Source organism: Paenibacillus sp. RC84 (assembly GCF_041260495.1).
Lineage (GTDB): Bacteria > Bacillota > Bacilli > Paenibacillales > NBRC-103111 > Paenibacillus_F.
Map to the genome: position 1 here is coordinate 180,357 of NZ_JBGBYL010000007.1, position 22,609 is coordinate 202,965.

At 50.4% G+C, this 22,609-nt stretch carries 19 protein-coding genes; 17 read left to right on the forward strand and 2 right to left on the reverse strand.

Features of this window, described 5'->3' with window-relative positions; genetic code table 11:
• The first annotated feature begins 32 nt into the window (after positions 1-32).
• The 6 genes from fabZ to ABH899_RS17370 are packed head-to-tail and all read left to right on the forward strand — an operon-like array spanning position 33 to position 5,914.
• On the forward strand, positions 33-464 hold the full coding sequence (fabZ, locus tag ABH899_RS17345) for a 3-hydroxyacyl-ACP dehydratase FabZ (RefSeq protein WP_218231012.1): 432 nt from the start codon (positions 33-35) through the stop codon (positions 462-464).
• Entirely contained in the window at positions 461-1,687 is a 1,227-nt protein-coding gene (locus ABH899_RS17350) for a glycosyltransferase (protein WP_369998641.1), read from the forward strand. Before fabZ ends, ABH899_RS17350 begins: the two co-directional genes overlap by 4 nt.
• Positions 1,684-2,697 (forward strand): hypothetical protein, encoded by a 1,014-nt coding sequence (locus tag ABH899_RS17355; RefSeq protein WP_369998644.1) that lies wholly within the window; start codon positions 1,684-1,686, stop codon positions 2,695-2,697. Before ABH899_RS17350 ends, ABH899_RS17355 begins: the two co-directional genes overlap by 4 nt.
• Complete coding sequence (locus ABH899_RS17360; RefSeq protein ID WP_369998647.1) at positions 2,678-3,670, forward strand: ABC transporter ATP-binding protein; 993 nt, start codon at positions 2,678-2,680, stop codon at positions 3,668-3,670. Before ABH899_RS17355 ends, ABH899_RS17360 begins: the two co-directional genes overlap by 20 nt.
• A complete protein-coding gene (locus ABH899_RS17365; protein ID WP_369998650.1) occupies positions 3,642-4,439 on the forward strand; it encodes an ABC transporter permease in 798 nt (265 codons plus the stop codon). The genes ABH899_RS17360 and ABH899_RS17365 overlap by 29 nt, the downstream gene beginning before the upstream one ends.
• 14 nt (positions 4,440-4,453) lie before the next feature.
• Positions 4,454-5,914, forward strand: a complete 1,461-nt coding sequence (locus tag ABH899_RS17370; RefSeq protein ID WP_369998653.1) for a glycosyltransferase family 2 protein — start codon at positions 4,454-4,456, stop codon at positions 5,912-5,914.
• A gap of 619 nt (positions 5,915-6,533) precedes the next feature.
• On the opposite strand, the gene ABH899_RS17375 is transcribed toward ABH899_RS17370, so the two are convergent.
• Entirely contained in the window at positions 6,534-7,109 is a 576-nt protein-coding gene (locus ABH899_RS17375; RefSeq protein WP_369998656.1) for a TetR/AcrR family transcriptional regulator, read from the reverse strand.
• A gap of 199 nt (positions 7,110-7,308) precedes the next feature.
• Between ABH899_RS17375 and lpdA the strand changes: the two genes are divergently transcribed.
• The 10 genes from lpdA (at position 7,309) to ABH899_RS17425 (ending at position 19,674) form a co-directional block, all read left to right on the forward strand.
• A complete protein-coding gene (gene lpdA, locus ABH899_RS17380) occupies positions 7,309-8,694 on the forward strand; it encodes a dihydrolipoyl dehydrogenase (RefSeq protein ID WP_369998659.1) in 1,386 nt (461 codons plus the stop codon).
• A 549-nt stretch (positions 8,695-9,243) separates the two neighbouring features.
• Positions 9,244-10,200, forward strand: coding sequence for a carbohydrate ABC transporter permease (locus tag ABH899_RS17385; protein ID WP_369998661.1), 957 nt, complete (start codon positions 9,244-9,246; stop codon positions 10,198-10,200).
• Positions 10,201-10,273: 73 nt separating this feature from the next.
• Entirely contained in the window at positions 10,274-11,143 is an 870-nt protein-coding gene (locus tag ABH899_RS17390) for a carbohydrate ABC transporter permease (RefSeq protein ID WP_218231003.1), read from the forward strand.
• Positions 11,144-11,221: 78 nt separating this feature from the next.
• Positions 11,222-12,601, forward strand: coding sequence for an ABC transporter substrate-binding protein (locus tag ABH899_RS17395; protein ID WP_369998665.1), 1,380 nt, complete (start codon positions 11,222-11,224; stop codon positions 12,599-12,601).
• Positions 12,602-12,680: 79 nt separating this feature from the next.
• Positions 12,681-13,511: a sugar phosphate isomerase/epimerase family protein gene (locus ABH899_RS17400; RefSeq protein WP_369998668.1), complete on the forward strand. Its 831-nt coding sequence runs from the start codon at positions 12,681-12,683 to the stop codon at positions 13,509-13,511.
• 18 nt (positions 13,512-13,529) lie between these two features.
• Positions 13,530-14,501, forward strand: coding sequence for a Gfo/Idh/MocA family protein (locus tag ABH899_RS17405; protein WP_369998671.1), 972 nt, complete (start codon positions 13,530-13,532; stop codon positions 14,499-14,501).
• Between the two features lie 188 nt (positions 14,502-14,689).
• Positions 14,690-15,217 carry an RNA polymerase sigma factor gene (locus ABH899_RS17410; protein ID WP_369998674.1) on the forward strand — a complete coding sequence of 176 codons (528 nt, stop codon included), beginning with the start codon at positions 14,690-14,692 and terminating at the stop codon, positions 15,215-15,217.
• The gene (locus tag ABH899_RS17415) at positions 15,214-16,350 is read left to right on the forward strand and encodes a hypothetical protein (protein ID WP_369998677.1); all 1,137 of its coding nucleotides are present in this window, start codon (positions 15,214-15,216) and stop codon (positions 16,348-16,350) included. The genes ABH899_RS17410 and ABH899_RS17415 overlap by 4 nt, the downstream gene beginning before the upstream one ends.
• 365 nt (positions 16,351-16,715) lie before the next feature.
• A complete protein-coding gene (locus ABH899_RS17420) occupies positions 16,716-17,810 on the forward strand; it encodes a collagen-like domain-containing protein (protein ID WP_369998680.1) in 1,095 nt (364 codons plus the stop codon).
• A 430-nt stretch (positions 17,811-18,240) separates the two neighbouring features.
• Positions 18,241-19,674 carry a sulfatase family protein gene (locus tag ABH899_RS17425; protein ID WP_369998683.1) on the forward strand — a complete coding sequence of 478 codons (1,434 nt, stop codon included), beginning with the start codon at positions 18,241-18,243 and terminating at the stop codon, positions 19,672-19,674.
• A gap of 50 nt (positions 19,675-19,724) precedes the next feature.
• Here the strand turns inward: ABH899_RS17425 and ABH899_RS17430 are convergent, their stop codons facing one another.
• Positions 19,725-20,930: an ROK family transcriptional regulator gene (locus tag ABH899_RS17430; RefSeq protein ID WP_369998685.1), complete on the reverse strand. Its 1,206-nt coding sequence runs from the start codon at positions 20,928-20,930 to the stop codon at positions 19,725-19,727.
• A 193-nt stretch (positions 20,931-21,123) separates the two neighbouring features.
• Here ABH899_RS17430 and ABH899_RS17435 point away from each other — a divergent pair, with 193 nt between their 5' ends.
• Complete coding sequence (locus ABH899_RS17435; protein ID WP_369998688.1) at positions 21,124-22,590, forward strand: sulfatase family protein; 1,467 nt, start codon at positions 21,124-21,126, stop codon at positions 22,588-22,590.
• Positions 22,591-22,609: the final 19 nt, after the last annotated feature.

The following is a 22,609-nucleotide window of genomic DNA, read 5'->3' on the forward strand; positions in this document are numbered from 1 at the left end:
ATTTATCCAACCGCCAGTCAGGAGGTCGTCCGATGGAAATTCCGGTTACATCCGTACTGCCGCATCGTTATCCGTTTCTGCTGATTGACAGAGTAACGGAAGTGGAGCCCGGGGTATGGGCGAGAGGGTACAAAAATGTATCGATCAACGAATGGTTTTTCCAGGGCCATTTCCCGGATGAACCGATCATGCCCGGCGTCCTGATTGCAGAAGCGATGGGGCAGCTTGGCGCATTTGCCATTCACAAGCCCGACCAAGCGCCTTCGGTCGGAATGATCGCCTCCATGAAAGAAATCAAATTCAATAAGCCTGTAGGGCCCGGCGACAGACTCGATCTTTTCTATGAGGTCATGAGTCATAAAGGTCCGTTTGTAAAAGGAAACGCCCAGGCTTCCGTCAATGGGGAAACGGTTGCGAAAGTTGCTGAAATGATCGTTTTCTTGAAGGGGGCCGAGGGAAAATGAAGGTGCTCCTGGTAACGAGCAACTGGGCGGAAACTTACGGACACGCCGTGAGAAGCATGGCGGCGGCCGAGCAGTTAACGGCGGCGGGACACGAGGTTGCTGTGCTGGCTCCGGCATCCTTTCGTCATTTGTTTCCGAGCGGGGTCCGCTTCTACGAGTCTGTGCCCAAGCCCGCCTACATTGAGAACAAGCTCCCGTTCTTCGGTTATCACACCTATGAAGATTTAATTTTCGTCTCCGGTCATGCGGATGACTTTCACCTGATCGACACGATTGAGCGGGAAAGGGCGACGATCCGAGACTTTCAGGCGGATCTGGTTTTTGCCGATATGCAGTTCACGATCGCCATCTCGGCTCATACCGAAGGCGTCCGGCTCGCTTCAATCGTCAATTGGCCCCTTCATCCGGCCCACAACATTGAACTGGAAGATCTTCATCCCGGGCGCAAGCTCATTCTCAGAAGAGTCCGCAATATCTGGAACCGCGTGCTCCATAAATACGGCATGCCGCCCGTGGAGCATGTCTGCCGTACGTTATTCGATCACTGTCAGCTGCTGCTTGTGCCCAGCTGCAAAGAACTGGAGCCCGAGCTGCTCCGGTATGAGCCGGAAGCCGAATTTGTCGGACAGCTGGTTCCGGACGCATTCAAAGAGGAACCGGGCTGGTTTAAACAATGGGAGCAAACCTGCAAGGAGCCGCTCGTATTTGTTTACCTCTCGTCGCTCCCTTTCGGTATCAATTCCCGCAGCACGTTCGAAATGATGTACGACGTATTTGAGAAGAATCCGGTGCGAGCCGTATTCGCCATCGGCAAGTACAATTCCGCTTTCCTGGACCATCCTCTGAAGTCCCGGGAGGAGCGGATTCGCTTCGAGCCTTTCGTACCGTCCGAAACCGTCATGGCGCATTCGAGCCTCTGCATTACGCCCGGTTCCAATTCCATGATGGTATCGGCGATGAGGCATCATGTTCCGGGGCTGCTTTTTCCCGATACTTACGAACGCAATTTCAACGCCTTCTGTATGGAGCGCGCCGGTCTCGGAATCGTATGCGGAGAGGATGATCTCGGGCGCAAACGCTTCGAGTCCCTGCTGCATGAAGGATTGGCGGGGAAGAGTACGGAAATTTCCTTGCGGATTCAGAATCAATTGACCGCCCTGGAGAAAACGCCGAGGCTTGTGCGGCTTCTCGAATCAGCTAGCAGAGGCGGTGTGACGTCTTGACGCTTCAACCCGCCTATAACTGTCTGTTGGGCTGTTTTTACAACGAGCTGACGATCCGGCACGGGCTTCGGTTTCCGCTGGAGAAATGGCTGCTCCGACCGGATTATTTCCAGGTTATTCACTGTGTGGTTCACGGATATTCCAAGCTTTCGGGGCCTCACCCCGGAGACCTGATTGAACGATTTCAGCAAGAATTCCCGGTGATCCACACAGTCGTTCCCGAATTTCGGGATGTCAAGCAGGCCGTGAATTACGCTAGGGATTATACAGGGAAGCATGGATTTATTGCGGCCGCACACAACCTCAAGCACGCTCCTTTCGAGACGACAACCTATGACAGCGATTCCTGGAACTATCTGCTGCTTACGGAATTTACGGAGAAGGGCGATTGCCGCGTCTATAGTCCTTACAATAACGAGTATGCAATGGTTTCAGCGGAACAGCTTGAATTCATGCTGGATACGGCTTTTAATTACCGGCAAGCGGGGAAATTTACGCCTTACATGTACTGGGAATGCGAGGATACACAAAGCATCCAGAACGCTATGGACCTCTTGGATGAATTGGAGCTGTACCGGTCTGCCGTGCAAAATTATCCCTTGGAGTTTAACTTGCACGAAGGCCGCATTTATACCGATTCCTTAAAAGTGATGCGTGAGCATATTCCTCCCGAGCAAATAAGAATGCAAGTTAACGAAATCCATGCCTTTCATCGTATTCTTCTCAGAAGCCGTCAGGATTTGTCGGGTTTCCTGCGTGGAATGGGTATAGATGCCGACAAGGAAATCGAAGCACTCGCAAATAAGTGGACGAGATTTAATCACCTTGTAGCTCTCGCCATTCTCAGAAACAGCGCCGGGGAGTACGAGCGTCTCTATCCACAGTTTGAAGAGTTGATTCGTGATGAAGAACGCTTGCTGAAAAGGCTGCCGGATCGACTTGCAGTTGCATCGCCGCAGAGCAATTTAGGCAAAAGCGGGGGAGATAACGATGTCCATCATAGAAGTTGAGCATGTGACCAAGGTATATGACAAGGGAAACGTCAGAGCGGTAAACGATGTTACATTCGATGTTAACGAAGGCGAAGTTTTTGGACTGCTTGGTCCTAACGGTGCGGGGAAGAGCACGACGTTCAAAATGCTCACCACCTTAATCCGGCCCACGGACGGGGTGATCCGGATGTTCGGTGAATCCATTGCAAAGCAGCCGCACGAAATCAGGAGCAGGATCGGCTATGTTTCTCAACAGGGCGGGCTGGATGAAAGCTTAACCGCGTATGAAAACCTGAGATGGGTCGGCAAGCTTTATCACATAAGTTCGTCCGGGATGGAACGCGCCATCTCGGATGCGCTAGAGACGGTGGATTTGCTGGCGGTCAAGGACCGTCTGCTCTACACCTATTCGGGGGGCATGAAACGCAGGCTGTTCATCGCTTCGGCTCTGCTGCATCGTCCCAAGATCCTGTTCCTCGACGAGCCGACAGTCGGGCTTGATCTGGAGCACCGGCAGCAGTTGTGGGAGGCGCTTAAGGTTCTTCATGACCGGGGAACGACCGTATTCATCACGACGCACTATCTGGAAGAAGCGGATAAGCTGTGCGACCGCATCATGATTATGGATTCCGGTCATAGTGTCTGCATTGGCGAGCCGCAGGTTCTCAAAGACCAAGTCGGAGGGGACCAAATCTTCCTGTCGTTCTCATCTTCGATATCCGCGGTCGACGAATCGCTGCTGCAGCGGCAAATCCAAGAGGCGCTCCCGCTTATGAGCTTGCAGCAAATCTCCGTCGGTCAGAACGGGGAGGAGCTTCGTCTCTGGGTCGATTATGCTCATAAGCATATCAGCCAGTTGATTGACTGGTTCGCATCTAGAAGTTTACACGTGACTTCCGTACGCATATCGCAGCCGACCCTGGACGATGTCATGATTCAGTATACGAAAAGGAGCTTGGCTGATGATAAAAATGCAGCAGTTCTGGTATGACTTCAGCTCCATGTTTTACCGCAATTATATTTATGCGGTCAAAAAACCGCTGTATATCTTGTTTAATTTGTCCACTCCACTGATCTGGCTGCTGCTGTTCGGGCAAATTCTGGCGCCGATTTCAAGCATCCCGGACTTCGGGCAGAGCGGAGCCGACTATTTGCTGTTTTTTGCGCCGGGCGTAGTCGTCATGACAACCTTGTATGCGTCGGGATGGTCCGGCATGGCCCTGCTTGAAGATATCCAGTCCGGCGTCATCGAAAAAATCATTTCAACCCCGTCCAGCCGTTCGGCTGTTATCCTGGGGAATTTGTCATACTCGGCCGCAATGAGCGTCGTTCAGGCGCTTGTGATTGTGCTGATCTCCGTTCTGATCGGCGCAAGCGGAAATTTGACAACCGTATCCGTTCTTGCGATTATCCTGTTCGGTTATCTGATTTCGGTCGCAATTTCTTCGTTCTCGTACATTCTGGCGCTCCTTACCCGCAAGACGGTTTCTTTCGTCACGGTGCTCAATTTGACTCTACTGCCGTTAATTATGCTGTCGAGCGCTATGATGCCGATCCGGCTTCTGCCGAAATGGATTCAGTTCATCGCTGCGGTTAATCCCATGGAATGGTACGTCCAGGTCGTACGACAGGTATGGATGACGGGCTCGGGAGTAACTGAGCTGTTTGTGCCGATGGGGCTGATTGCGCTGCTGGCTGTCGGCGGCGTCTTGATATGCGCGTTTATATTCAACCGGACACTGAACAACGATTGGCGTTAGGAGGCGGGAAGAGGTTGAAACTCTCGATCGTAATACCGGCATACAACTGCGGTCCTCTCCTGCATAAGGGATTGCAGTACTTGGCCCTGCAGGACGCGGAATGGTTTCAATCGGAACAAGCGGAGCTGATCGTCGTAGATGACGGCTCCAGTGACGGTACATCTTTCTATATCGAGCAGATTCGTTCTGTTTTACCTAAGCTCCGGTATATGTACCGGCCCCGCGATGAATATTCCGGACGGTCCTGCGCCAGAAACACGGGACTCCGGGAAGCTGCCGGAGAATATGTTTGTTTTCTGGATGCGGGGATGCTGGTGCCCCAAAATTTCGTGAGCCGGATCTTAACGCTTTACGAGAAATCGCCCGCAGCCGTTACCCTTCACTGTATGTACGGGATTGATCTGGACCCTGCTGTAACGGACACTTCTGTAGTGGAGGGGATCACGCCGGACAATATTGGAGAAATCGCTGTAAAGCTCAACAAGCTTCCCGCCTGGCAAGACCGCAGAGAGCCGTTCTTCCTGTACATGCGGGACGACATTCAGCAGCTTGCGCTTCCGTGGGAATTGGGGTATTCCGGAGCGATTACCGTGCCGGCCCGAGCGGCACTCGACATAGGAGGATTCGATGAATCCTTCAAGGGCTGGGGGGTGGAGGATATTGATTTCGCTTATCGTCTATACCGGAAAGGAGTGAATTTTCGCTCGGACCGCCAAGCATACGCGATTCACTATCCGCACGAGACCACTTCTTCCGGCGACCGGCAGGCTTTTTCGGACTACCAGAACCGCATACAGATGCACACCAAGTTCAAGGAACTCGAAACGGAGCTGTTTCCCGAGTATCAGGGGCATTTCTACGGCGCATTCATTGAAAAAATGAATACGCTGCAGCTCCCCAATCTTGCGGCCTATTCAGCCGAAGAGCTTGATAAGGTCTCTGCCTGCACAGCTTTATCGTCCCATACGCTGCTGATCGGCGCCGATGATCCTGAACTGGTGAGACACCTGGATGTCTCGCATATCTATGTGCATAACCGGCCTACGCTTGAACTTTTCCGCGCAGAGTTTCCTTCCCGGGTAACCGAATACTCGCTGGGCTTGCGCACTTTCCTGCCGGCAAACACGTTTGAGCTTTGTATCGTGACGGATATGATCCGATTGCTTCATCCCGAGGTGCGGGCCAAGCTGCTGAAAGAACTAACCAGAATATCCAGGGAAGTCATTCTTCTTTTGTCAGCAGGAACATGTGCACCGGAAACGGCTCTGTCGGCCCCGAATAAGACAGGTCAGTCCGCAAAAAAGGAAGCTGCTCACGAGCACACTCAAACTGCGCCTGCGTTTCTTCAATTCGACTTAGTCAGAAGCACCAGGATCCGGCATGTGATGGAGCCGCTTTTCTGGTGCGAGGAGGACGAGCTGCACGATTTGCTGGAGCGGATCAAGCGGGAAAAAGCGAGCGATTCTATCGCATAAGGATTTGCCGGAGACTTAACTTGTCCTTCCCCAAATGTAAGAGCCTGCATTTAGCTTGCGGGCTTTTCATCTTGGAAAAAATACCGGCCCGTGCTATTGTAACTGAAACGAGCAATTGGAGTGGAAACTGAATACTCTCTAAAAGAAAAAACTATGAAAGGATTGGATTGTATGACTCCACAAATCATGCGTATACTCAAAAAGCTGTATCGTTCCGACAATTACGACTATGACCGCGAGCGGTCGGTTTCCATCTATTCGGAAAGCGCATTGATACCCTGGCCATTGTAGGTGTAATTCCGAATCCGTTTTTAACATTGACCCCGTATACTTGGACCGATTTTGGAGATATCGCTGCCTGTGAGGATCGATTGAATAATACGAAAGGACGCTCGGACATGGAGATGCCTTGGGCAGGATGGCGAGGTTCGTTAAAGCCGAACGAAGAGATCATAACGGAGCTGTTTGGAGATTATTTATCGAATGGAGACAAGAGACAGCAGTAGGAAGCGGCTTCGCTAACTAGGGGGCTGTCTCTATAGGTTAGGCTTCCCGTTTCAAAACATATTTCGGCTCTTCACCGACTGTTAGACGAATCCAGCCGTGATCACGGATCCTATCAAGTATGGAAGGTCTTAACCAGTTCTTTGGCAGACTGCTTGCCCGCCGAGAGAAGGCTGCCGCTCAGTTCAGGGTCATTCACAGTCCGTGCAAGAACAAGAGAGCCCACCATGGTACTGAACAGTGCGCTGCCTTTGGACGCGTCAATTTCGGCGAGATTGGAGATAAAAGCAATCATCCGCTCCACTTCATGGGTGAATATTTCCCGGACGTCTTCTGAAGAACGGGAGATTTCGGCAGAAAGGGCAGGAATAATGCAGCCCATCTCCGTTTTGTCGCGGTGATACGTACTTAAATAATAATCAATGACCGTATTGATTTTTGGGGTCTGCTTTTCCTGATCGGCGGCTTTCTGCAAAAGCGCGATGGTATCGGTGATGGCATACCGACAGGCTTCGGCAACCAGTTGTTCTTTGTTGTCAAAGTGTGCATAAAATCCTCCATGAGTCAATCCGGCCCCCTTCATAATGAACGGAACGCTTACGTCATGAATCCCCTTGGTGCGAAAAGCTTGGGCAGCACTTTCTACGATCTTATTCCGCACTTTTGTCTTATGGCCTTTGGGATACGGCATTGTAATCACCCCGCTGTTTCATCATTCTGCTTTCAAAATATTATAAGCGTCATAATAAAACCTGTCAATTTAGGGGGACCCCCGTAACTGCCAGTTCAAGAAAGACTAAGCACGGCTGTTGACGGCTTCAAAATATGATGATTATAATATATTATGATCATCATCATATAAAAGGGCTTCAACTTGGAGGTATCGGGATATGAGTAAGCTTGAATCCGTAGAAACGTTGGTTATTGGATCAGGTCCGGGAGGTTATGTGGCGGCGCTGCGGTCTTCACAGCTTGGTATGAAGACGGCGATTGTCGAACGCGGCCAGCTTGGCGGAGTCTGCACGAACGTGGGTTGCATTCCATCCAAAGCATTAATTGCGGAATCGCATCGCTATGATTTGCTTCGATCGTTCAATCAGGCAGATGCGGCTGCGTTATTTAAGAATGCTCAGGATTTCAAGCAAGGGATTGTGACTAAGCAGGCAGGCGGAGTCCGTTATTTATTAAATACTGCAGGTGTGAGCATTCTGGAAGGAGAGGCTAGATTGGTCGATGAACATACTGCTGTTATCGAACAATCCGGACAGGAGCAAACCGTTTCTTTTAAGTACGCCATACTGGCAACAGGATCGCGTCCGATTGAGCTGCAAGCATTCCCGGTTGGAGGACGTGTTTTGTCTTCGACAGAAGCTCTGTCGCTCCCTGAGGTTCCGGCCAGCCTGGTCGTTATAGGCGGTGGATATATCGGTGTCGAACTGGGGCAGATGTATGCCAAATTTGGAACAAAGGTAACGATTCTGGAGGGAGGAGAACAAGTGCTGCCCGGATTCGAGGCGGACCTTGTGGTCCCGGTTATCCGGCGGTTGAAAGCCGATGGTATTAACATGATTACCGGGGCGATAGCTGAGCACGTCGTACAGAATGCGGATTCAATTACACTGCATTATTCAAAAAATCAGGAGCAGCATCATGTTACAGCGGACTATGTGTTAGTCACTATCGGCAGAAAACCGAATACGGACGGCAAGTTGGGACTGGAACGCATAGGTCTGCCGGTGACGAACAGGGGATTGATCGCGACGGACGAACAGTGCAGAACGGCTATCCCCCATATTTTTGCAATTGGCGATATTACGGCCGGTCCGGCCCTCGCTCACAAGGCGTCCTATGAAGCCAAGGTGGCGGCAGAAGCCATTGCAGGCCTTACGTCCGAGGTTGACTATAAAGCCATGCCGCTCGTCGTCTTTTCGGATCCGGAGTTGTCCAGCGTCGGCTTAAGCGAAACGGAAGCAAAGGCAAACGCCATCCCGGTTGTGATCGGCAAAGCTTCTTTCGGGATTAACGGAAGAGCATTGGCATTGAGGGAACCCGAAGGATTTGTCAAGATCGTCGCGGACCCGGCCTCCGGAATCGTGAAGGGCGCACAAATCGTTGGAGTGGAGGCATCGACACTCGTATCGGAACTTGCGCTTGCTATCGAAATGGGGGCAACCGTGGAGGACTTGGCTATGACGATTCACCCCCATCCTACTTTGGGAGAAGTGATTATGGAGGCTGCCGAAAACGCGGTCAAAAAAATGAGGATGAAAAGTTAAAAAGAGCAGCAGATTTAACCCTATATGGGGAAGGGTAAGATCTTCGCCACAATCCTGAAATATGTACGGAGTAAAATTGTGAGTGGAGCGGGAAAAAGGATGAGCAGCTGCAGAGTCGTTCCATGTCGGGTGACAAGAACATTATCTCATTCCCTGTATGGGCATTAAAAAGAAAAGTGAGCCAATACTTTTTCGGAGCTTTCCTGCTATAAGGAAGGGCTCCTTTTCTGTTTATAGGCCAAGATATATCCTCTTAATTCTTCACGACGCAACGAAGGAACATACTAAGGAACAAGGCAAATCGCTTCTCTCGGATAGGAATTGGAGGATTATTCTTTCAAATAATACCAAAAAGAAAATGCTCATATTCATTTCCGCCACCTAATAAGATGTACGGAAATGAAAACGAAATTTTCTGAAAAATTAACGAATATAAAGGAGGGGCTTATCCTTAATCAGGCGTGAAGATGGCTAGAAAAGAAGAGGGCTCATTTCGTTAAAAAATGGGCAAGCTGTCGGGATTATTTACTTAGAGAGGAGGAGGAAACATTGCCATCGAAATCAACTTTGAAAGCGTATACACAATTAACTCGGAACTCCAAGCAAATCAACAGGAAAAGATTCACCCGAAACGACTGGATGGGGTACTTGTTTAGTGCGCCACTCATCCTAGGTGTGCTTGTTTTCGCGATCTATCCGATGTTTGCGGCTTTGTATATGAGCTTTCAGCAAACTACGGGTCTTACTTTGTCCGGTAACTGGGTAGGCTGGAGCAATTATACGTATGTCCTTCAGGATCCGATTTTCTGGCAGGCCCTTGAAAACACCTTCCTCATGGGCATTTTGTCGGTCTTGCTTGGAATCGGGCTTTCTTTCATTCTGGCAAGTCTGATCAACAATCTGAGATGGACGTTCGGCAAAAACTTCTTCAAAGCCGTTTATTTTCTGCCCAACGTTGTTTCTGCGGTTGCGACAAGCCTCTTGTTTTCCTTTCTTTTTTTTCCGTCGAAAGAAGGGCTCTTGAATTTTGTTCTGGGCTGGATCGGGCTAGATCCTGTTGGCTGGTTCACGAATCCGGCCGTTTCACGTTTCAGTATCGTACTGATGAGCCTATGGGGCGCGCTCGGCTACAATACGATTATTTTTCTGGCAGGGCTGCAAAGTGTGCCCAGGGATTTGTATGAGGCAGCGGAAGTCGACGGGGCAAGCGCATACAGCAAGTGGTTGTACATTACTATCCCGTACCTGCGTCCGATTTTTGGCTTTATGCTCATTATGGGAACCATCGGGGGGATGAAGAGGTTTACCGATGTATGGCTGCTTGGAGGGACCGCCGGGAATCCCGGAGGCAGTCTTATGACAGTCGTTCTTTATATATACCGGAACGCTTTTCTGGCAGCTCAAATGGGCCTTGCTACGGCAGCGTCTTACCTGTTATTCGTAATCATCCTGCTGCTAACGACTGTACTTATGATGGTTAACCGGCGAAAAGACAGCATGGACTAAGGGAAGTGCAGGACCAGTTCCCCCCGGACCAACAAACCGGGCAGATCGCCACTGCAAAAGGAGGAGAGATACGATGCCGCCTGCAGCTTATCCACGGGCACCGCTTTTACGGAAAAAAGTTCCGTTCAACCAATGGATACTTTTGCTGATTTTGTTTCTCGGATCCTTCATTATGATTGTGCCGTTCCTCTGGATGCTCGTTACGAGTTTTGATTGGGGAGCGCGTCTCAACATTACGTTTCCGCCGAAACTGTGGCCGGAGGAACCCACGATTAAAACCTACAAGGCTGCCTTTACGAATATCAAGATGATGCGCTATATCGGAAACTCCGCAGTCGTCAGCGGAGGCGTTATTATCGTAAGCGCTCTATCCGCCTTAATGTCCGGCTATGCGCTCTCCAAAATCAGGTTCAAAGGGGCGGGCATCGTTTTGCTGCTTGCACTCAGTACGATGATGATTCCTTTTGAAATGACGATGATCCCCCAATATTTACTGTTCAGCAAAATGGGGCTGATCGATACGTACTGGGCGTTTTATCTGCCCGCCCTTAACTACGCGTTCGGGACTTTTCTCGCCAAAGCCTTCTTCGACCAGCTGCCGTCAGCCTTGAGGGAGGCAGCCGTGCTGGACGGTGCCAAAGAATTCACCGTATTCAGCCGTGTATACCTGCCTTTGTGTACGCCGATTATTGCGACCATGGTCATTCTGCTTTTTCTGGGCGTTTGGAACGAAATGTTGTGGCCCTTGCTGGCTTTAAAAACCGCATCGAAATACACGATCCAGATCGGACTCGCGATGTTTACGTACAATAACGGAATCAACCAGCAGCCTTCCATCATAATGGCAGCTACAACTGTGAGCCTGCTGCCGGTCATTGTTGTTTATCTGTTTCTTCAGCGCTACATCATTGAAAGCATCGCCTTGTCCGGCATCAAACAATAAAGCCGTTCGTGCCGCCTTAACGCGTAGTCCTTTTCGTCCGTTTCGTTATTCCCACCCACCTGATCGGAGGATGAATCTATGAAGAAAGTGATGTTAACTGTCTTGTCCGGTATGCTTGCCTGCACCCTGGCCGGCTGCTCGGACAGTGGAAGCGCCGATGTGACCGATGGGGCTGAGATCAAGAAGGTTTCGGATCTGTCGGGAACCGTGCGGGTAGCCTTGGCCGGATGGAAGCTGGAGAACGGAATCGATCCGCTGACCGGCAATGAGACAATCGGACTGAACCAGTATCTGGAGCAGACGTTTAACAAAATGTACCCCAATCTCAAACTGGAAGTGTACCAAATTCCTTGGGAAAACGTAAAAGCGAAGCAGTCGGCCATGCTCCTTTCCAAAGATGTCGATATCCTGTACACCGGAGGAGCGTTTGCATCCCAATGGTACCAGGAAGGCTTGCTTCGTGATTTGGATGATCTGATTAAGTCGGATCCGGTCTTTAAACCGGATATGTATCTGCAGGGAATATGGAACAATTCTTACAGTACCAAATCGCCTGACGGCAGCAAACAGTTCGGAATACCGTCCGTACTCGGAAGGCGCTTGACGGTGTATGACAAAAAGATGTTCGAAGAGTGGGGAGTACAGCCGCTTTCCGAGAAACCGACTCCACAGGAAGTATTGGAGAAGGCCAAGAAGATGCAAGGGAATAATCCCAAAACAGGCGAGCAGAACTACGGCCTTTACTGGAGCGGAAATACGCTGAACGGTTCCACGTTCGTAGCACTGACTCATGCTTTCGGGGCACCGGGAGCCGAGGGGAATTTGAAGGACATTAAGCAGGTGAAATGGAAACTTAACACACCGGAAATGGCCAAGGTAATGGAATGGTTGAAAGAAGCTGCCAAACTGCCGCCGGCCGGTTTCGTCAATGCGCAGGGAGCGGAGAACTTCGGCCTGGCCAAAAATAATATTGCCATTCACCTCGATGGAACAGGCGGATCGACCATGAGCGAATTCCGTTCCAAAAAAGATCAGGCTCTGCTCGACCGTTTTGAGCCCGTTATGAATCTGGGGCCCAAGGGCGAAGGCTGGGTAGCTGTCGACCCGTTCGTCATGGCAAAAGACGCAAAGGACGTGAAAGCTTCCTGGGAAGTGCTTAAGTTCTTATCCGGTTACGAAACGCAAAAGTACCTGTATAAAAATTATGCCTACACCCCGACACTCAAAGACGCCGATTTCGTTGACGCTAACGACAAGTTCGTTAAAACAGCTTTGAAAATTGCCGAGGTAGGCCACTCGGAGCTGATGGATGAAGCGAACCCGTTCTTTATGAGCGACATCGTTCCGGCTGTGAACGGGTATATATCCAAAGCAGCCTCCGGCAGCGCACCGGATGTCCAGACATTCTTGAATGATCTTCAGGCCCGTGCGGAGAAATGGTCGGCAAGTCTGAAGTAAGGGAACAGAGGGGACGGGGCGCCGGCTCCGTTCCTGCAACACGGCGTCCGATGCAAAATACATGTACAGGAGGTGTCGTATGAAGAAAGGAATTAATCAGTGGTGTTTCCCGCCGGGAACGCCTCTCGAAAAAGTGCTGAAGGTAAGCGCTGAGGCGGGTTTTCATACCGTTGAACTTAATTTATATGCGGCCGGGGGAGTGGGACTCACGATGGACACAACGCCGGCCGAAGCCAGGAAAACGGGAGAGCTGGTCCGATCTTACGGGCTCAGTATATCCTCGTTGTCTACCGAGATGCTTGGCAAATTTCCGCTCAGTTCTCCGGATCCGCTCATACGGGCCAAGGGAGTGCACTCCATCTCCAAGCAAATTCATCTCGCTGCCGAGCTTGGCGTGGACACGATTCTTATCGTGCCTGGCCGGGTTTGCCCTGATGCGTCTTATGAGGAAGTATGGCAGCGCTCCCGGGCCGAATTAGCTCCTCTTGTAAAAGAAGCGGAAGACACGGGGGTACATTTGGCCGTGGAAAATGTCTGGAACAAATTCTTGTGGAGCCCGCTTGAGATGGTCCGGTATATAGATGAATTTGCAAGTCCGTTCGTCTGTGCATACTTTGATGTGGGAAATACTCTCGCGTTCGGCTTACCGGAGCAGTGGATCAAGACGCTCGGTTCCCGGATTAAGAAAGTCCATGTCAAAGACTTCAAAACGGGTGTGGGCAATTATCAGGGCTTCGTCCCGCTGCTGTCTGGAGATGTCAACTGGACAGCAGTACGTGCGGCGCTGGAAGAGACCGGTTTCGATGACAGCCTGACAGCAGAGCTGGATGCTTATTCCCAGTTTCCGGACCAGCTTATTTATGACACTGCCCGTCATATCGATGTGATTATCGGCAGCAAGCCGCATTAAATCAGAGGAGGAATGAACATGGTACGAGTAGGAGTCGTTGGGGCCGGCATTATCGCATCCGAGCATTTTAAGCATATACATGACCACCAAGAGGCAGAGCTTGTCGCCATTTGCGATATTGCGGCGAAGAACGCCGAGCAGGCCGCGAAGACGTATGGGGCTGCTGCCTATACGGATTACCGTTTGATGTTAGAGAACGAGAACTTGGATGCGCTGTTTATCTGTGTTCCGCCCTTTGCGCATGGAAGCATGGAAGAGGAAGCTGCGGGAAGAGGGATTCATCTACTAGTGGAAAAACCGCTGGGACTTAATCTGGACGAAGTCCGGCGCAAAGCGGAGGTCATCCGGGAAGCAGGCATACTCGCCGGATCCGGATACTGCCTCCGTTACCTGGAATCCGTCCGGCAGGCAAAAACATATTTGACGGGTAAAGACATTGCAATGGTACGCGCTTATCGCTTCGGAGGAGTCCCGCCTATGCCCTGGTGGGGAGATCCGGCGAAATCAGGGGGCCAGCTAGTGGAACAGACGACGCATAATGTCGATTTGATGATCTATCTGGCAGGTGGCGTGCGCAAAATAAGCGCCGATTCAGCCAGGCTGCTCTTCAAAGATTCATCGGGGATTGAGATTCCCGATGTGACTTCGGTTAACATGGTGTTTGAATCGGGAGCCGTAGGCCATATCGACACGGGGTTTATTCCGCAGCCGGATGACCGTTCCTCCCTTGAGATTATGGGCAGAGGGTTTAGACTCACTTTGGAGGGAGCGTCTCTTACTATTGCAGAAGAAGGGAAGACAACGACTTACCTTGGCAAAGGCGATTTCTACCGGCAGCAGGATCATGCTTTTATTGATGCGGTGAAAACCGGAAATGCAGAACTAATTCTGGCTCCTTATGACGAAGCCATAAAAACCCTGGAGGTTACACTTGCAGCCAATGACTCGGCGGCGAGTGGCCTTCCGGTAGCTATAAATAAACGGGTATAAAGGGCTATAATTAACATCTTACAAAAAATCCTCCGTACCCCATAAAGGGTGTGGAGGATTTTTTTTAAATTGCTTATGCTTTATTGAACGGACTGGTGACAACTTGTTAATGGATGCATACGAAGATGAACCATTTCCTCGGTTGTGACAATATATAGGTGAATGGCCATTCAGAAAGGAGAAGTTACTTGGACATTGATGAGTTGATCGAGCTTGTGAATCTGCATGGCAAGTCCATTTATGGTTTTTGCTACAAGCTGACGGGGAATAAAGACGATACGGACGATCTGTATCAGGAAACATTTCTTAAGGCCGTGGAGCTGCGACTCAAGATAGACGCGTCCCACAATCCTAAAGCTTTTCTCCTATCGATTGCAATTCGGCTGCACAAAAATCATCGTCGCAAGTTTGCTTGGAGACAAAGAATCGCACCCATAGCTGAACTTGACGAAGAAACGGCGAACAAGCCCGGATCGCTTTCAAGCGAAGCAACGCCGGAAGACGAAGTGCTGTCGCTGGAGCTTCGCACCATGATTCAGGACGCTGCTCACCGGCTGGACGATAAGCTGAAGCTTCCCCTTTATATGTATTATACGGCGGATATGACGGTAGAGGAGATTGCTTCGGCGCTGAGAATTCCGACGGGAACAGTGAAGAGCAGGCTGCATAACGCGCGCAAAACAATGAGAAAAGTATTGGAGGTTGATTCCCCATGAAGGATGCGGATTGGGAGCGATTGCTCAGACAATCTTTGGCTTCCGCAGCAGAGCCCGAAGAAAAGTTGAATGAGAGCATAATCCATCAATTAAAGGAGCGTAGTCAGATGAAGCATAGGCATAGGAAAAGATTATCCGCAGGACTATTAGCTGCTGTATTGATACTAGTACTGTCTGTTTCAGCTTATGCGGCGACTCGACTATACAGCGCCAAGCAGGTCGCCGAGCATTTGAGCAATCAGCCCTTAGCTCATGCGTTTGAAAGCAAAAGTGCTATTCAGACCAATCAGTCAATAGCTTCCGGAGATTACCTTTTTACGCTGCATGGTCTTGTTTCGGGAGCAGGTCTTAGTGAATTTAAACATTCATCCGAGAACATTTATCCTGAAAGGACCTATGCGGTTATATCTATAACCAGACAGGATGGCAAGCCGATGCGGAATACCGATGATCCTGAATATGCTAAGGATCCGTTCTTCATTTCGCCGTTGATAAAAGGCCAGAAGCCATGGGAAGTTAATATCGTCACGATGAATGGCGCATACAGTGAGGACGTTATAGATGGCGTCATGTACAGACTCATTGAATGCAGCCAAGTGGAAATGTTTGCAGACAGAGGGGTGTATTTGGCAGTCAGCAGCGGCACGGCTTTTTTTAGCAAAGAGGCGTTTGCGTATGATGAAAAGACGGGGGAAATTCAACCCAGGGAGGACTATTCCGGCGCCACGGCGCTGTTCAATCTCCCTCTCGACGTTGCAAAAGCGGATCATGCCAAGGCAGAAGCTTATTTGAAAGAGCTAAGGAAGCCATCGTCTTCGCCGGATAACGGTGCAGAGGAAGAAGAAGGGGTAACCAGGATGAAAGTTTTAAGGGCCAAAATACGTGACGGTCAGACGATCGATGGGATTATCTCCGAATCCATAAAAAAAGTGACCTACGATAATTCGGGAAATATGAAGTATACGCATGACGATTGGAGTGTAGCAACGTCTCCCAAAGAATACTTCAAGGAAGGGCAAATCGGATATTCGGATAATTTCACCATCAGTGGGGATGGCAGCAGCTACAAGGCGCTGTTATTTCACAAGGACGAAAACGGTGTGATCACCGGAAGAATTGTGGTGGTGGATTAAAGGCCTCCCTGTAAGAGCTGATGCAGCCAAGAGCAGATGTTATCCCATACTCCAGAAAATAACATGTATTCATTACCGATCCCCAAGGTGTGTTAAAATCGGCCGCATTCGCTGTGACGTTTAACATAACTTCTAGCGTGCGAGAGGTAAGATCCTTGCTTGTCTTCAGCACTTACCGGATGTTGGGAATTGAAGTGCAAAAAAAGACCCAAATGTGATTTGGGCGTGTAGGATGAGTTGTCTTGATTTTAAATTAGGTAATCACAACTGAAAGAGTGTAGGAATTTATGGTCTAACACTACCCTACCATAAACCCAATATTCTAAAGATAGTTTTTAGTCTAGCCAATAGCAAGCTATTAGTCCATGACTAAAACAAACGACTTACGTACACTGTACCATCTTTATAGGGAGGTGTCGTTGTTGAGTTGTCTTGATAGAAAAAAGCGATGCAAGAAGAAAACCATAATTGTTTGTCCTCCGAAAAGAAAAAGAAAGAAATGTCATATTCGAATTATTAAAAAAATTGTGCGAGTCAAGTGTCCTCGGACTAAAGTGATTATTAAAAATCGACGACTTACAGGACAGCAATTACTTCAAGGACTCGCGGGAGCAATTGCACAAGCCGGACCCCAAGGAGTTGCAGGAGCACTTGGACCCCAGGGACTTGCAGGACTTGTAGGAGCGATTGGAACACTAGGCCCTCAAGGACTTGCAGGAGCATTAGGCCCTCAAGGACTTGCAGGACTTGTAGGAGCAATTGGCGCATTAGGTCCTCAAGGACTTGCAGGAGCACTTGGACCCCAGGGACTTGCGGGACTTGCAGGAGCAATTGGCGCAATAGGCCCACAAGGACTTGTAGGAGCAATTGGCCCTCAGGGACTTGCAGGAATTGCTGGAGCAATTGGCGCAGCTGGCCTGGCAGGACCAGCAGGACCGGCAGGACCGGCAGGACCGGCAGGACCAGCAGGATCAGCAGGACCGACAGGACCAACAGGAGCGACGGGTCCAGCGGGACCCGCAGGGCCGGCAAGTGGAATAATAGGCTTTGCAGATTTTTTTGCCTTGATGCCTCCTGATAATGCAGCAACTGTTGCTCCCAACACGGATGTAAGTTTTCCGCAAGACGGTCCAGTCAGCGGGACTGAAATTACCCGTGTAAATGCGAGCTCATTTAACTTGGCTAATATCGGCACTTATCAGGTTTTGTTTCAGGTAGGTGTAAACGAACCGGGTCAACTCATTTTGACACTCAATGGCGCTGATCTGGCTTATACGGTGGTCGGGCGTGCAACAGGTACTTCTCAAATAGTAGGAGTAGCTCTTGTGCAAACGACGGTCATTAATTCAGTAATCACAGTTCGAAATCCTGCCGGCAATGCCGCGGCACTCACAATCACTCCACTAGCTGGAGGAACAAGGCCAGTTTCCGCACACCTTGTTATTACGCAGATTGCATAGAGGGAAAGGGATACCGTATTTTTTGATAAAAATGCCAATATCAAATTCAGCCCATTCTCGATATTTCTGCGGTTCAAATACTTGGGGACCTTGTGCTCCTTCGACAATTTTGTAAATGGAAATCAAAAGAAGTTGTTACGCAATGATGCTTAGGAAATAATAGATGAGAGATGAAAATTTTCTCATTGTAGAGAAGTTACATGAAAGAAACCGCAAAGAAACCGCTCCATGATCAGGAGTGGTTTCCTCTTTAACTACTGGTCTATATTTTTGATATCCCAATGAGGCAAGTTTAATAAGTGAATCTAACCTAGCCCTTTCTATTAAATCAAAATATTGTAATAGAATTGTTTTTGCTATATGATTGACAATAACTTAAATCCTTGTTTTCCCATCGAAATAATAAACTTTAATGACTTGAGGTGAAGCTGTGCGTATTATTTATCTGGACATTGATTCGCTTCGGCCCGATCATATGGGATGTTACGGTTACAATCGCAAGACGACGCCGAACATAGATGCGATAGCCGCACAAGGAGCGCGGTTCAATCATTGCTACTGCGCATCGTCCCCTTGCGTGCCGTCGAGGGCAAGTTTTATAAGCGGGCGCTTCGGTATCAATCATGGAGCGCTCACACATTGGGGGCCCGGATATGATTTTTACTACCCGGAAGGTGAGAATCACAGCGAGCCGTATGCCTTTTTTACTCGCAGACTGCGGGAGGCCGGCTATAAAACCGTTACCTTCTCCTCGTTCGGGGACCGCCATCATGCCTGGTGGTACTTTGCAGGCTGGAATGAAGTACATACCCATACGCTGAAGGAAGGCAATGAAGATGCCGACGAAGTTAATGCGGCGGTCATTCCTTGGTTGAAGCGCCATGGGAAGGAAGAGAACTACTTTCTTCATGTACAATACTGGGACCCGCATACGCTGTACACGTATCCCGAGTCATATGCCGCTCAGTGGGATGAAAGCACGGCAAAAGCGTTCCCGTCGGAGGAGCGGATCGCCGAGCATCAAGCAGACAGGTTCCCTCATTCTGCCGTTTACTTGCATACGGACGCTTCGTTTCCCGACACAATGCCAGAGAAGATTGCGAATAGGGGAGACTTCGTCCACTTGCTGAACGGTTATGACGGCGGCATCAGCTACATGGATCATCATGTGGGAGAGATTGTTGAAACGCTGCGGGAATTGGGTATTGAAGATGATGTTTGTTTTATCATTAGCGCCGATCACGGAGAGTCGATGGGCGAGCACGGCATTTATGCCGAGCATGCCAGTGCGACGGAATCCGTGCACCATCTTCCCTTGATTATGAAAGTGCCCGGCATCACCAAGCCAGGAACGGTCGTGGACGGCTTTATTTACAATGTTGACGTCATTGCGACGTTGACAGAATTGACGGGACTTACGGTTCCTTCCGGTTGGGACGGGGAATCATTTTTACGGGTGCTGCGGGATGAACCTTGGCAGGGGCGCGATTACCTGATCATGGACCATGCCCTCTATACGTGCCAACGGGCTGTCCGCGACCCGATTTGGTATTTTATCCGAACCTACCATTCAGGATTGTATACCTTCGAACCGGTCAGCCTGTACAATATGGAAAATGACCCCCATCAAACGAACAATGTAGCCGGGCAATACCCCGAAATTGTTCAAGAAATGGACCGCCGGCTCGAAGAGTGGAAGCATCGGCAGGTAAGCAAGCACGGGTATTTCGACGATCCGCTGCAAAAAGTGATTGAATCCGGACCTTGGAAATACGTCACATTGGATGGATGGATAAGCGCTTTGCGTGGACATGGCGATCACAAGTCGGCCGATGCCTTGGAACGATTATACGCCGGTCGCTAACCGGAAAACAGGAGAGACGCAGCCTTTAGGCGTCTTCCTGTTTTTTTGTTTTAAGGCGCCAGATAAGAGAACGACAAATGTTTATCCAGCATAAAGTTTGCCGCGCCCAGCGCACCGCCGATCTCCTTGAACTGTCCGACTTTCACTTCGGTATCCCATGAGAGCGTGCTCATTGCCCGCTGTCGCATGACCTTCTCCGCCGTTTTCACGTACAAAGTGCTGTCTTTAGGGATGGGACCGCCCAGGATGATGGCTTCGGGGTTAAGCAGATTAACCAGATTGGCCATAGCCGTACCCAAATAAGACCCGGCTTTCTCGATGATTTGCGCTGCCAGCTCATCGCCGTGCTCAGCGGCGGCGCAAACATGTTCGGCCCGCAGCAGCTGCAGGTCCGAGTCGGTTTGCGGCTGCAGGGAAGAAGCGGCGCCCGAACGAAGCAGCCTGCGCGCTTCCAATTCGATTGCCTGTGCAGCCGACAAGGTTTGCAAGCAGCCGGTGTTGCCGCAAGGGCAGAGGGGCCCGTTGTCGGTCACGGTCGTATGGCCGATCTCACCGGCTCCGCCAATGGCGCCGTGAATCAATTCGCGGTCGACATAGATGCCCGCGCCGATTCCGGCGTCGATCCCGATGTAGATCATATGCCGGTGCTCTTTCCCCGAGCCGTAGCGGCACTCCGATAATCCTCGCGCTCTGCTGCGGTTAATGAGCGTTGTCGGCCATCCGAGCTCCCGTTCGAAAAGGGGGCCCCATTCGACCTGCTGCCATCCGAGCACGGCCGAGCTTCGCAGAACGCCCTGATTGGAATCAACGATGCCGGGCAAGGAAATGCCGAGGAGGGGCATCGGTCTTTTGTCAAGATTTGAAATAAAGGCGGGTAATTCATCAACCAAGGCGCGAAAAGCAGTTTCCGATGTCAGCCGGCTGAAAGTGATGGGCCTGCTGTCCACCGTGTTGCCCAGCAGATCGAAAGCGCCCAGCATCCAGCCATGCTGATTCAGGTCAGCGCCCAGCACCAGATGCGTATGCGGCATCAGCTCTACATCGGTCGGACGTCTGCCCCCTGTCGATTGCCGGATTTCGGTTTCGTGGGCAATGCCCAGCTCGATAAGTTCCTGGATCGACATCGAGATCGTGGCCCGGCTTAACTCCGTCCGCTGCGCCAATTCGATCCGGGACATCGAACCATAGAGGCGAAGGGTTTGAATAATCGCCGATTTGCTGCCTTTTTGATCCACAACTTTGCGAATAGTTTCCATAAGCCATTCCTTTCATCTTCGAACATGCAAGTAAATAAGTTTACTTACATACTAACAGATTTCAAAGATAGTTTAAATGTTGACAAAAGAATGGGCGAGGCCTTATGATGAGTCTAATTCGCTATATCATAGTAATTCAATGTGAATTTAAGTATTTTAGAGTGTTGTGATTGTTGAAGAGAGGTGTCGAAGATTGAGCGGTAAACCGGATAAGCCTCACGTCGTGCTCATTTTGGCCGATCAATTGAGATGGGATGCCTTTGGCGGCCACACGCCCAATCTGAACCGGCTCCGTGCAGAAAGCGTAGATTTCACGAGAGCCTACTGCGCCTCCCCGTTATGCGTTCCCGCCAGAGGCTCATTCTTAACGGGGAAATATCCGAACGTGACCGGTTCGCTCATTAATGCTTGGACGGAACAAGAGAGGCGGCACGGCAACGTTCGTGCAGATCATACGCACTGGTATGATTTGCTGGAAAGCGAGTGGGACAGCTGGCATACCGGTAAACAGCATTTATTTGCCGAGGTGAAGCCGGAGCATGTTCATGACAGTAAGACGCACTGGCTTCCGCTGGAAGAGCGGTACGAAGCGTTCTTGAAAGAGCGGGAGAAGCCGAAGCCCGGCGGCAAAGCTTATCAAGGTCCTGTCCCCGAGCAAGTTTATGGCGCCGTCACACGCATGCGGAATTATTCGATACCGGCAATCGGACGCTACGAGGAGGGTTTGGACTATTTTTATGACGGCTTTATTCTGAAAGATTGTCTTCACGCGATTCAGAGCCGCGACCGGAACAAGCCGTTCGCGCTTACGGCGATGTTTGTCGCGCCGCACCCGCCTTTTCACATCCCCGAACCGTGGTATTCCATGATTCAAGATGCGGAACTGCCGGACAATGTCGGTGAGTGGGGCGATAATCAATCTCCTCTGCAGCTGTACAATTTGCCGGGTCTGCTCGGTAGCACGTATTCTCGCCGGGAATGGAAACGTATTTGGAACGTCTATTTGGGTCTGACGGCGCTGCTGGATCATTGTGTCGGTGAGGTAATCGGACAGTTGAAGCAGGAGGGGATCTACGACGAGACGCTGATCGTTTTTGCCAGCGATCATGGCGAGATGCTCGGCTCCCATAGGCTTTGGCAGAAGATGTGCATGTATGAAGAGGCGGTCCGCACCCCTCTTTTCCTCAAATTTCCGCGCGGCTTTTCTCCGGCGATCCGCAGCAGCAACGCGCTCGTCAGCGGTGTCGATGTCCTGCCGACGCTATGCGATTATCTTCAAATCGCAGCCCCGGAAAACGTATCCGGCATTTCGTTAATGCCGCTGATTGACGGAAAAGATGAACGGCTCGACCGAGAGCGGATATTTATCCAGTTTGACGGCAACGGCGCTCGGGGTAATTTTCAGCGGTGTGTCCTGGAGGGGGTTTACAAATTGATTGTCGACATGTTTAAAGACGAACTGTTTATCGAACTTTACGACCAGCAATCCGACCCGCTTGAGATGCGCAATCTTGCGTTTCTTCCGGAACAACACAGCCGAATCGATTCGATGCTGAGCGCGCTTAGAGCCCATATGGGGGATACGGCAGATATGCTGACAGTGCCGGAGGATGCTTATGAACGGTTTTTGTCCCATTACGGACCTTTTCAAAAGCACTGAAAATGATAAAGAGGTGGGA

Coding starts and splice junctions, on each gene's coding strand:
- fabZ (WP_218231012.1), top strand. CDS start 33: ATGGAAATTCCGGTTACATCCGTACTGCCGCATCGTTATCCGTTTCTG.
- ABH899_RS17350 (WP_369998641.1), top strand. CDS start 461: ATGAAGGTGCTCCTGGTAACGAGCAACTGGGCGGAAACTTACGGACAC.
- ABH899_RS17360 (WP_369998647.1), top strand. CDS start 2,678: ATGTCCATCATAGAAGTTGAGCATGTGACCAAGGTATATGACAAGGGA.
- ABH899_RS17365 (WP_369998650.1), top strand. CDS start 3,642: ATGATAAAAATGCAGCAGTTCTGGTATGACTTCAGCTCCATGTTTTAC.
- ABH899_RS17375 (WP_369998656.1), bottom strand. CDS start 7,109: ATGCCGTATCCCAAAGGCCATAAGACAAAAGTGCGGAATAAGATCGTA.
- lpdA (WP_369998659.1), top strand. CDS start 7,309: ATGAGTAAGCTTGAATCCGTAGAAACGTTGGTTATTGGATCAGGTCCG.
- ABH899_RS17390 (WP_218231003.1), top strand. CDS start 10,274: ATGCCGCCTGCAGCTTATCCACGGGCACCGCTTTTACGGAAAAAAGTT.
- ABH899_RS17395 (WP_369998665.1), top strand. CDS start 11,222: ATGAAGAAAGTGATGTTAACTGTCTTGTCCGGTATGCTTGCCTGCACC.
- ABH899_RS17400 (WP_369998668.1), top strand. CDS start 12,681: ATGAAGAAAGGAATTAATCAGTGGTGTTTCCCGCCGGGAACGCCTCTC.
- ABH899_RS17405 (WP_369998671.1), top strand. CDS start 13,530: ATGGTACGAGTAGGAGTCGTTGGGGCCGGCATTATCGCATCCGAGCAT.
- ABH899_RS17415 (WP_369998677.1), top strand. CDS start 15,214: ATGAAGGATGCGGATTGGGAGCGATTGCTCAGACAATCTTTGGCTTCC.
- ABH899_RS17420 (WP_369998680.1), top strand. CDS start 16,716: ATGACTAAAACAAACGACTTACGTACACTGTACCATCTTTATAGGGAG.
- ABH899_RS17430 (WP_369998685.1), bottom strand. CDS start 20,930: ATGGAAACTATTCGCAAAGTTGTGGATCAAAAAGGCAGCAAATCGGCG.